At 58.8% G+C, this 9922-nt stretch carries 8 protein-coding genes and 4 tRNA genes; all 12 read left to right on the top strand.

Going from position 1 to position 9922, the window contains the following annotated elements:
- The first annotated feature begins 232 nt into the window (after positions 1-232).
- The 12 genes from AB3X94_RS31710 (at position 233) to rpoB (ending at position 9907) form a co-directional block, all read left to right on the top strand.
- A tRNA-Tyr gene (locus AB3X94_RS31710) sits at positions 233-318 on the top strand.
- 40 nt (positions 319-358) lie between these two features.
- Positions 359-432: transfer RNA gene (locus tag AB3X94_RS31705), tRNA-Gly, on the top strand.
- Positions 433-448: 16 nt separating this feature from the next.
- A tRNA-Thr gene (locus AB3X94_RS31700) sits at positions 449-523 on the top strand.
- Between the two features lie 62 nt (positions 524-585).
- Positions 586-1776: an elongation factor Tu gene (gene tuf / locus AB3X94_RS31695; protein WP_013090760.1), complete on the top strand. Its 1191-nt coding sequence runs from the start codon at positions 586-588 to the stop codon at positions 1774-1776.
- Between the two features lie 64 nt (positions 1777-1840).
- Positions 1841-1916 (top strand) — tRNA-Trp (locus AB3X94_RS31690).
- A 35-nt stretch (positions 1917-1951) separates the two neighbouring features.
- On the top strand, positions 1952-2332 hold the full coding sequence (gene secE / locus AB3X94_RS31685; RefSeq protein WP_176110091.1) for a preprotein translocase subunit SecE: 381 nt from the start codon (positions 1952-1954) through the stop codon (positions 2330-2332).
- A gap of 1 nt (position 2333) precedes the next feature.
- Positions 2334-2891, top strand: a complete 558-nt coding sequence (gene nusG, locus AB3X94_RS31680; RefSeq protein WP_075303275.1) for a transcription termination/antitermination protein NusG — start codon at positions 2334-2336, stop codon at positions 2889-2891.
- Positions 2892-3051: 160 nt separating this feature from the next.
- Positions 3052-3483, top strand: coding sequence for a 50S ribosomal protein L11 (gene rplK, locus AB3X94_RS31675; protein WP_008922976.1), 432 nt, complete (start codon positions 3052-3054; stop codon positions 3481-3483).
- Positions 3484-4182 carry a 50S ribosomal protein L1 gene (gene rplA / locus AB3X94_RS31670; protein ID WP_176110092.1) on the top strand — a complete coding sequence of 233 codons (699 nt, stop codon included), beginning with the start codon at positions 3484-3486 and terminating at the stop codon, positions 4180-4182. It abuts the gene before it with no gap.
- Between the two features lie 303 nt (positions 4183-4485).
- Complete coding sequence (gene rplJ / locus AB3X94_RS31665) at positions 4486-4989, top strand: 50S ribosomal protein L10 (RefSeq protein ID WP_176110093.1); 504 nt, start codon at positions 4486-4488, stop codon at positions 4987-4989.
- Between the two features lie 63 nt (positions 4990-5052).
- Positions 5053-5430: a 50S ribosomal protein L7/L12 gene (gene rplL / locus AB3X94_RS31660; protein ID WP_167045402.1), complete on the top strand. Its 378-nt coding sequence runs from the start codon at positions 5053-5055 to the stop codon at positions 5428-5430.
- Positions 5431-5800: 370 nt separating this feature from the next.
- The gene (gene rpoB, locus AB3X94_RS31655; RefSeq protein ID WP_176110094.1) at positions 5801-9907 is read left to right on the top strand and encodes a DNA-directed RNA polymerase subunit beta; all 4107 of its coding nucleotides are present in this window, start codon (positions 5801-5803) and stop codon (positions 9905-9907) included.
- Positions 9908-9922: the final 15 nt, after the last annotated feature.

Raw genomic sequence — 9922 nt, 5'->3', positions numbered from 1 at the left:
CCGAACAGGACCGTGAAACGACTCCACGCCGATGATAGTGCGGATTGCCCGTGTGAAAGTAGGTAATCGTCAGGCTCCCCCAAAGCCAGAAACCCCACCGCCCAGCGGTGGGGTTTCTGCGTTTACGGAAAGCTAACAGCCGATCACTATATAAGTGAGAGCGTTGGGATCGGAACGGTCAAGCAGGTCTTGACAAAAGGATGTTGTTCCACCATAATCATTAGTTCTCTGCGGAGGGGTGCCCGAGTGGCTAAAGGGGGCAGACTGTAAATCTGTTGGCTTACGCCTACGTTGGTTCGAATCCAACCTCCTCCACCAGAATGCAAGTTGCAGCAGTTGTTGGGAATCCATGATCCTTGCGGGTGTAGCTCAATGGTAGAGCAGAAGCCTTCCAAGCTTACGACGAGGGTTCGATTCCCTTCACCCGCTCCAGCAGCACAGATGTAGCGCCCATGTGGCTCAGTGGTAGAGCACTCCCTTGGTAAGGGAGAGGTCGGCAGTTCGATCCTGCCCATGGGCACCAGAAGTAATCGGTGATTGTTTGCGCCCGGCGCAACGTACGGAAAATCCTCTTAGGAGTCGAAAATGGCCAAGGGTAAGTTTGAGCGGACCAAGCCGCACGTGAACGTGGGCACGATCGGTCACGTTGACCACGGCAAGACCACGCTGACGGCAGCGATCACGACGGTTCTGACGCAGAAGTTTGGCGGCGAAGCGAAGGCGTACGACCAGATCGACGCGGCGCCGGAAGAAAAGGCGCGCGGCATTACCATCAACACCGCGCACGTCGAGTACGAAACGGCTAACCGCCACTACGCACACGTTGACTGCCCGGGCCATGCTGACTACGTGAAGAACATGATCACGGGTGCGGCGCAGATGGACGGCGCGATCCTGGTGTGCTCGGCTGCTGACGGCCCGATGCCGCAAACGCGTGAGCACATCCTGCTGGCGCGTCAGGTTGGCGTTCCGTACATCATCGTGTTCCTGAACAAGTGCGACATGGTGGACGACGCTGAGCTGCTGGAGCTCGTCGAGATGGAAGTTCGCGAACTTCTGTCGAAGTACGACTTCCCGGGCGACGACACGCCGATCATCAAGGGTTCGGCCAAGCTCGCGCTGGAAGGCGACAAGGGCGAGCTGGGCGAAGTGGCGATCATGAACCTGGCCGACGCGCTGGACACGTACATCCCGACGCCGGAGCGCGCGGTTGACGGTTCGTTCCTGATGCCGGTGGAAGACGTGTTCTCGATCTCGGGTCGTGGCACGGTGGTGACGGGCCGCGTCGAGCGTGGCGTGATCAAGGTCGGCGAGGAAATCGAGATCGTCGGTATCCGTGCAACGGCCAAGACGACCTGCACGGGCGTGGAAATGTTCCGCAAGCTGCTCGATCAGGGTCAGGCTGGCGACAACGTTGGTATCCTGCTGCGCGGCACGAAGCGTGAAGACGTGGAGCGTGGCCAGGTTCTGGCCAAGCCGGGTTCGATCAACCCGCACACGCACTTCACGGCTGAAGTGTACGTGCTGAGCAAGGACGAAGGCGGCCGTCACACGCCGTTCTTCAACAACTACCGTCCGCAGTTCTACTTCCGTACGACGGACGTGACGGGCTCGATCGAGCTGCCGAAGGACAAGGAAATGGTGATGCCGGGCGACAACGTGTCGATTACGGTGAAGCTGATCAACCCGATCGCGATGGAAGAAGGCCTCCGCTTCGCAATCCGCGAAGGTGGCCGTACGGTCGGCGCTGGTGTCGTCGCAAAGATCATCGAGTAACGCCAGACAGTTCTCGATAATCGGTTGTATCGGGGTTGGCGGCGTCGTCAACCCCAAATGGTTTAGGGGTATAGCTCAACTGGCAGAGCGTCGGTCTCCAAAACCGAAGGTTGGGGGTTCGATTCCCTCTGCCCCTGCCAACTATCGCGTCGTAGTGGCGCTTCGTTAAGGTGTTATGGCGAATCCTTCCGTCGAAACTGTAAATACATCCGGCGACAAGATGATGTTGATCGCCGGTGTGTTGCTGGTCTTGGCCGGGTTCGTGGGGTTCTTCTGGCTTAGTGGCCAGGAATGGTACATCCGCGGAGCTGCCTTGGCCATTGGTGCGATCGCGGGTGTCGCAGTCGGGCTTCTCTCGGCGCCGGGCAAGGGTTTCATCGCTTTCGCCAAAGACTCGTATAAAGAAGTCCGTAAGGTCGTTTGGCCGACTCGCAAAGAAGCCACGCAAACGACGCTTGTAGTGTTCGGCTTCGTAGTCGTGATGGCCATCTTTCTCTGGGTTTGTGATAAATCCATCGAGTGGGCGATTTTCTCGGCGATTCTGGGTTGGAAATGATATGAGTGATACTCCGGCATCCCCGAGTGGCAAGCGTTGGTACGTGGTGCACGCATACTCAGGTATGGAGAAGAGTGTGCAGCGAGCGCTCCAGGAGCGCATCGAGCGGGCTGGCATGCAGGATCAGTTCGGGCAGATCCTCGTTCCCACAGAAGAAGTTGTTGAGGTAAAGGGTGGTCACAAATCAGTGACGGAACGTCGTTTTTTCCCCGGCTACGTTTTAGTCGAGATGGAAATGACAGATGAAACGTGGCACCTCGTGAAGAACACGGCGAAGGTGACCGGTTTTGTAGGCGGGGCGCGCAACCGCCCGAGTCCGATTTCCCCTCGGGAAGTTGAAAAAATCATGTCGCAGATGCAGGAGGGCGTGGAGAAGCCGCGTCCGAAGACCCTGTTCGAAGTAGGCGAGATGGTGCGGGTAAAAGAAGGCCCGTTCACAGATTTCAACGGCAGCGTCGAAGAAGTGAACTACGAAAAGTCGCGAGTCCGTGTTTCCGTTACGATCTTCGGCCGGGCAACGCCGGTCGAGTTGGAATTCGGTCAGGTCGAAAAGTTGTAGTCCAAGTTTTACGGAGCGCATCGCTGGGTGCGTTCCGTCTTTCGCGCTTACGGTCCGCGTAATGGCCGTTGAGGAGCGTAATTAGCCAACTGTCGGCGAACACGCGCTACTACTCACTGAGCGTCCGCAAGTAGGTCGGCGGTCCAAAGAGGTTCTCGAAATGGCAAAGAAAATTATCGGCTTTATCAAGCTGCAGATTCCTGCAGGTAAAGCCAACCCGTCGCCGCCGGTTGGTCCGGCACTGGGTCAGCGCGGCCTGAACATCATGGAGTTCTGCAAGGCGTTCAACGCGCAGACTCAAGCAATGGAGCCGGGTCTGCCGATTCCTGTCGTGATCACGGCATTCGCAGACAAGAGCTTCACGTTCGTTCTGAAGACGCCGCCGGCAACGGTTCTGATTAAGAAGGCAGCGAAGCTCGACAAGGGTTCGAGCAAGCCGCACACCGACAAGGTCGGCAAGATCACCCGCGCTCAAGCCGAAGATATCGCCAAGACCAAGATGCCCGATCTGACGGCTGCTGATCTGGATGCAGCGGTTCGTACAATCGCTGGTAGCGCCCGCTCGATGGGCATCACCGTGGAGGGCGTGTAAATGGCTAAGCTTTCGAAGCGTCTGCAAGCATTTGCAGCCAAAGTGGATCGTCAGAAGCTGTATCCGATTGAGGATGCTCTGTCGCTCGTGAAGGAATGTGCAAGCGCGAAGTTTGACGAGTCGATCGACGTCGCCGTGCAACTCGGCATCGACGCAAAGAAGTCGGATCAAGTGGTTCGTGGGTCGGTCGTGTTGCCGGCTGGCACGGGTAAGTCGGTGCGCGTCGCTGTGTTCGCGCAGGGGGACAAGGCTGAGCAGGCTCGTGCCGCTGGTGCTGACGTCGTCGGTATGGAAGACCTGGCTGAACAGGTCAAGGCCGGCAACCTGAACTTCGACATCGTAATCGCTTCGCCGGACACGATGCGTATTGTCGGTACGCTCGGTCAGATCCTGGGGCCGCGCGGCCTGATGCCGAACCCGAAGGTTGGCACGGTAACCCCGGACGTCGCGACTGCGGTCAAGAACGCCAAGGCGGGTCAGGTGCAATTCCGTGTCGACAAGGCCGGTATCATCCACGCAACGATCGGCCGTGCTTCGTTCGAACCGGCAGCCCTGCGCAACAACCTGAACGCGCTGATCGAAGCGCTGCAAAAGGCGAAGCCGGCAACGAGCAAGGGCGTGTACCTCCGCAAGGTCGCGCTGTCGAGCACGATGGGCGTGGGCGTTCGCGTCGACCAGACGTCGATCACTGCACAGTAATGAATTTGGCCGCTCTGGTGCGAATCGGGGCGGTTTTTAAGGGCTTTGGGCGGTTGCGAGGTGGCAGTCTGCATTGCGCAACCGGTTGTCAAAGACCGTTGGCGGGCACGCAGCAGGCGGGCGAGTCCTTAATGTAAGGCCAACGCAGATGGCGAACCCGAAAAGGTTTTGTAGTGATGAAGCCGTCCGATGTCCGTAGGAATGCGGGCTTAGGACGGTCGAAATACTCCTGACTGGTCGGACGCCGTTATTGAACGCGGTACACAAGGCGCACGCTGCGTGTATCGAATCTGGAGGTTAACCGTGCCACTCAACAAAGAAAGCAAGCAGGCCGTCGTCGCTGAGGTTGCCGCGCAAGTCGCGAAAGCTCAGACCGTGGTTCTGGCTGAGTATCGTGGAATCGCGGTTGGCGATCTGACCAAGCTGCGCGCGAAAGCGCGCGAGCAACAGGTTTACCTTCGCGTGTTGAAGAACACGCTGGCGCGTCGCGCCGTCGAGGGTACCCCGTTTGCTCCGCTGGCAGAGCAGATGACTGGCCCTCTGATCTACGGCATCTCGGAAGATGCAATTGCTGCTGCTAAGGTCGTCAATGACTTCAGCAAGGGCAATGACAAGTTGGTCATCAAGGCTGGTTCCTACGAAGGCAAGGTGATGGACAAGGCTGGCGTGCAAGCGCTGGCAAACATCCCGAGCCGCGAGGAACTGCTCTCCAAGCTGTTGTTCGTTATGCAGGCACCTGTTTCGGGCTTTGCGCGTGCTCTGGCCGCGCTGGCAGAAAAGAAACAAGGCGAAGAAACCGCTGCGTAATGCACTTCAGTCGAGCGTAATTGATCGCTGGCTGTATCCGAATTCAATTTAGGAGTATTTCAAATGGCAATCGCAAAAGAAGACATCCTCGAAGCCGTAGGCTCGATGTCGGTTCTGGAACTGAACGAGCTGGTTAAGGCGTTCGAAGAAAAGTTTGGCGTGTCGGCAGCTGCTGTTGCAGTGGCAGGCCCGGCAGGCGCAGGCGGCGGCGCTGCTGCTGCTGAAGAGCAGACCGAATTCACGGTCATTCTGGCTGAAACCGGTGCAAACAAGGTTTCCGTCATTAAGGCTGTTCGCGAACTGACGGGTCTCGGCCTGAAGGAAGCGAAGGATCTCGTCGACGGCGCACCGAAGCCCGTTAAGGAAGCGGTGCCCAAGGCTGCAGCTGAAGAAGCCAAGAAGAAGCTGGAAGAAGCCGGCGCGAAGGTTGAAATCAAGTAAGTTTCAACGCGCTGTGCGAAGGCTGGCGGTTTTTCACCGCCGGCCTTTTTGTGCTTTGTGGGGGCTGCGTTTTTGCAGGTGTATGCCGGCAAGGGCGTAATCCCCAGAAGCCAAAGAAAATCGCCAATCGGTAACATTGACCGGCGCTTCTCTTTGTCTTCTGAAGCGACTGCAGAAGGCAAGTTTGGTCGGGCAGCGGGCAACACAGGCATCCGCTGCCGTCAGCCAGCGGTTGGTAGCGGCCAACCACCAAGCTTCTAGGCTCGTTCAAGCCATCGGACGGCCATCGGGTCTCAGTCGGTGAACACTCGGGTTGTCTCATCAAGGTATCCTGCCTCGACAACTATGCCCGCCGTGATTCGGAGATCGTATGCAATATTCCTTCACCGAGAAGAAGCGCATTCGCAAGAGTTTTGCGAAGCGCCCCATCGTTCACCAAGTACCTTTCCTGCTGGCTACCCAGCTTGAATCATTCAGCACGTTTCTGCAAGCAGATACGTCGTCTACGCAACGCAAGCCGGAAGGCCTGCAGGCAGCGTTTACTTCCGTTTTCCCGATCGTTTCGCATAACGGCTTCGCGCGTCTCGAGTTCGTCAGCTACATGCTGTCGCCGCCGGCATTCAACATCAAGGAATGCCAGCAGCGCGGTCTGACGTACTGCTCGGCGCTGCGCGCCAAGGTGCGTCTGGTGCTGCTCGACAAGGAATCGCCGAGCAAGCCGGTCGTCAAGGAAGTGAAGGAACAGGAAGTATACATGGGCGAAATCCCGCTCATGACGCCGACCGGTTCGTTCGTCATCAATGGCACGGAACGTGTAATCGTTTCGCAGTTGCACCGTTCGCCGGGCGTGTTCTTCGAACACGACAAAGGCAAGACGCATAGCTCGGGCAAGCTGCTGTTCTCGGCACGTATCATTCCTTACCGCGGCTCGTGGCTCGACTTCGAATTCGACCCGAAGGACGTGCTCTACTTCCGCGTCGACCGTCGTCGCAAGATGCCGGTCACGATCCTGCTGAAGGCAATCGGCCTGACGCCCGAACAGATCCTCGCAAATTTCTTCGTGTTCGACAATTTCACGCTGATGCCGGAAGGCGCGCAGATGGAATTCGTGCCGGAGCGTCTGCGTGGTGAAGTCGCGCGCTTCGATATCACGGACCGCGACGGCAACGTGATCGTCCAGAAGGACAAGCGGATCAACGCGAAGCACATTCGCGACCTCGATAACGCGAAGACCAAGTTCATCTCGGTGCCGGAAGACTATCTGCTCGGCCGTGTGCTCGCGAAGAACGTGATCGACGGCGATACCGGCGAAGTCATCTCGAACGCGAACGACGAAATCACCGAGTCCGTGCTCGAGAAGCTGCGTGAGGCGAAGATCAAGGACATCCAGACGCTCTACACGAACGATCTGGACCAGGGTCCGTATATCTCGTCGACGCTGCGTATCGACGAAACGGCCGACAAGATGGCCGCGCGCATTGCGATCTACCGCATGATGCGCCCGGGCGAGCCGCCGACCGAAGAAGCGGTCGAGGCACTGTTCAACCGTCTGTTCTACAGCGAAGAAGCATACGACCTGTCGAAGGTGGGTCGTATGAAGTTCAATCGCCGGGTCGGCCGCGACGAAATCGTCGGTCCGATGACGCTGCAGGACGACGACATCCTCGCGACGATCAAGATCCTTGTCGAGCTGCGCAACGGCAAGGGTGAAGTCGACGACATCGACCACCTCGGCAACCGTCGTGTGCGTTGCGTCGGCGAACTCGCGGAGAACCAGTTCCGCGCGGGTCTCGTCCGTGTCGAACGTGCCGTGAAGGAACGCCTCGGCCAGGCCGAAAGCGAAAACCTGATGCCGCACGACCTGATCAACTCGAAGCCGATTTCGTCGGCAATCCGCGAGTTCTTCGGTTCGTCGCAGCTGTCGCAGTTCATGGACCAGACCAACCCGCTGTCGGAAATCACGCACAAGCGTCGTGTTTCCGCGCTGGGCCCGGGCGGTCTGACGCGTGAGCGCGCCGGCTTCGAAGTCCGCGACGTGCATCCGACCCACTACGGCCGCGTGTGCCCGATCGAAACGCCGGAAGGTCCGAACATCGGTCTGATCAACTCGCTCGCTCTGTACGCGCACCTGAACGAATACGGCTTCCTCGAAACGCCGTATCGCAAGGTTGCGGACGGCAAGGTGACCGACCAGATCGACTACCTGTCGGCGATCGAAGAAGGCCGTTACGTGATTGCTCAGGCGAACGCGGCGGTGGCTGACGACGGCACGCTGACCGACGAGCTCGTGTCGTCGCGTGAAGCTGGCGAAACGCTGATGGTCACGCCGGATCGCATCCAGTACATGGACGTGGCGCCGTCGCAGATCGTGTCGGTTGCAGCATCGCTGATCCCGTTCCTCGAGCACGACGACGCGAACCGCGCATTGATGGGCTCGAACATGCAGCGTCAGGCTGTGCCGTGTCTGCGTCCGGAAAAGCCGGTCGTTGGTACGGGCATCGAGCGCACCGTGGCGGTCGACTCGGGCACGACGGTTCAGGCACTGCGTGGCGGTGTGGTCGATTACGTCGACGCGGGCCGTATCGTGATTCGCGTGAACGACGACGAAGCGGTCGCAGGTGAAGTCGGTGTCGACATTTACAACCTGATCAAGTACACGCGTTCGAACCAGAACACGAACATCAACCAGCGTCCGATCGTGAAGATGGGCGACAAGGTTGCGCGAGGTGACGTGCTGGCTGACGGCGCATCAACCGATCTGGGCGAGCTCGCGCTCGGCCAGAACATGCTGATCGCGTTCATGCCGTGGAACGGCTACAACTTCGAAGACTCGATCCTGATCTCGGAGAAGGTGGTTGCAGACGATCGTTACACGTCGATCCACATCGAAGAACTGAATGTCGTTGCTCGCGACACGAAGCTCGGACCGGAAGAAATCACGCGCGACATCTCGAACCTCGCGGAAGTGCAGCTTGGCCGTCTCGACGAGTCGGGCATCGTGTACATCGGCGCGGAAGTCGAAGCGGGCGACGTGCTGGTCGGCAAGGTCACGCCGAAGGGCGAAACCCAGCTGACGCCGGAAGAAAAGCTGCTGCGCGCGATCTTCGGTGAGAAGGCATCTGACGTGAAGGACACGTCGCTGCGTGTGCCGTCGGGCATGAGCGGTACCGTGATCGACGTTCAAGTGTTCACCCGTGAAGGCATCCAGCGCGACAAGCGCGCCCAACAGATCATCGACGATGAACTGAAGCGCTATCGCCTCGACCTGAACGACCAGCTGCGTATCGTGGAAGGCGATGCGTTCCAGCGTCTCGCGCGAATGCTCGAAGGCAAGGTTGCGAACGGCGGTCCGAAGAAGCTCGCGAAGGGCACGAAGATCGAGCGCGCTTACCTCGAAGATCTGGACCACTACCACTGGTTCGACATCCGCCTCGCGGATGAAGAAGCAGCGGCCCAGCTCGAAGCGATCAAGAACTCGATCGAAGAGAAGCGTCACCAGTTCGACCTCGCGTTCGAAGAGAAGCGCAAGAAGCTCACCCAGGGCGACGAACTGCCGCCGGGCGTGCTGAAGATGGTCAAGGTGTATCTGGCAGTGAAGCGCCGTCTGCAACCTGGCGACAAGATGGCAGGCCGTCACGGTAACAAGGGTGTCGTGTCGAAGATCGTGCCGATCGAAGACATGCCGTACATGGCCGACGGCCGTCCGGCTGACGTCGTTCTGAACCCGCTCGGCGTGCCGTCGCGGATGAACGTGGGTCAGGTTCTCGAAGTGCATCTGGGTTGGGCCGCGAAGGGTCTCGGCTGGCGTATCGGCGAAATGCTGCAGCGTCAGGCGAAGATCGCTGAACTGCGCGAATTCCTGATCAAGATCTACAACGAATCGGGCCGCGCCGAAGAGCTGGACAGCTTTAGCGACGACGAAATCCTCGAACTGGCGAAGAATTTGCGCGAAGGTGTGCCGTTTGCAACGCCGGTGTTCGACGGTGCGACGGAAGAAGAAATGTCGCGCGCGTTGGATCTGGCGTTCCCGGACGAGATCGCTGAGAACCTCGGCATGACGCCGTCGAAGAACCAGGTGCGTCTGTTTGACGGCCGCACGGGCGAGATGTTCGAACGTACGGTGACGGTCGGCTACATGCACTACCTGAAGCTGCACCACCTGGTCGACGACAAGATGCACGCGCGTTCCACGGGTCCGTACTCGCTCGTGACGCAGCAGCCGTTGGGCGGTAAGGCGCAGTTCGGTGGCCAGCGTTTCGGTGAAATGGAAGTGTGGGCGCTCGAAGCGTACGGCGCATCGTACGTGCTGCAGGAAATGCTGACGGTGAAGTCGGACGACGTGACGGGCCGGACCAAGGTTTACGAGAACCTGGTCAAGGGCGATCACGTGATCGATGCCGGCATGCCTGAGTCGTTCAACGTGTTGGTGAAGGAAATCCGGTCGCTGGGTATCGACATCGACCTGGACCGGAACTAATCGGACTACTGGAGA

This window comes from Paraburkholderia sp. BR10923, from assembly GCF_040948765.1.
GTDB classification, from domain to species: Bacteria; Pseudomonadota; Gammaproteobacteria; order Burkholderiales; family Burkholderiaceae; genus Paraburkholderia; species Paraburkholderia youngii.
The sequence above is the reverse complement of the archived record's forward strand: the minus strand, read 5'-3'. Positions and strand labels throughout refer to the sequence as shown.